Origin of the sequence: Aeromonas schubertii, from assembly GCF_000820105.1 — a bacterium.
GTDB lineage: Bacteria > Pseudomonadota > Gammaproteobacteria > Enterobacterales > Aeromonadaceae > Aeromonas > Aeromonas schubertii.
On record NZ_CDDB01000038.1, the window covers coordinates 1 to 888 of the forward strand.

The window sequence follows — 888 nt, forward strand, 5'->3', positions numbered from 1 at the left end:
GCCGTGACCGATGGCCCGGATGCCGCTTCGTTTGAACAGCTTCACCTGCTTGAGCCAGTCCTCAGCGTCGAGTTGCAACCGTTGCAAGATGGGGGAAAGCGCCTCGGGAATATGGCCCCGCTTGTCATCGCGAATGGCGCGCCCCGTCCAGTCAACCAGCGCCAGATAGTCGCTGAAGGTGTAGGGCAGTGATTTGGGTTCATTCTTCTTGGCAAATGGCAGCAGTAGGGGTGGTAACTCGGTGGTCTGGGCCCTTCCCAGACGCTGGCTGATGCTGGTGTAGTCACTCTTCTCGGGTCGGTCGGCGAGTTTGGCACGGATGGGGTTTAGCTCCACATAGGCCATGCAGGCGAGCAGCGCCGACTCTGTCAGCAGGGCCTGGCTCTTGAAGCGCCCCTCCCAGAAGTGACCCTTGCAGCTATCTTCCTGATTAGCTTGGCGAGCCAACCCTTCGTTGAGCAGGCGCACGAACCAGCTGATGGAGTAGAGTCGCCCGCGCCACTCCTCTATCAGCCCTTGCACTACCGAGAGCTCAGACTCAATCAGGGCATCCCCCTGATACCAGCGGCGCACCAGCAGCGGCCACTGGAACAGCCCGGCCCAGCGCTCGGCCACCTCCCGCTCGCTCCACCCCTGGGCCTGCTCGGCATCCACTTTCAGCACCAGGTGGTAGTGGTTGCTCATCACCGCGTAGGCGCAGATACCGATGGCAAAGAGCCGCGACAGCTGACCCAGCCGGTCTACCACCCACTGGCGACGATGCTCGTAACTCTGCCCCGAGTGGGCATCTTCCCCACACAGAAAGGCCCGCCGCACGCAGCGGCTCACCACGTGGTAGTAAGGCGTATCCTGCAGGCTGATTTGACGTGAACGGGCGATGGTCATGGC

1 protein-coding gene is annotated in these 888 nt (G+C 62.0%); it reads right to left on the minus strand.

Going from position 1 to position 888, the window contains the following annotated elements; all coding sequences use genetic code 11:
- Window positions 1-885 (minus strand): transposase (locus BN1133_RS20300; RefSeq protein ID WP_050665837.1); only part of this gene is annotated, 885 nt, incomplete at its 3' end.
- Window positions 886-888 lie beyond the last annotated feature (3 nt).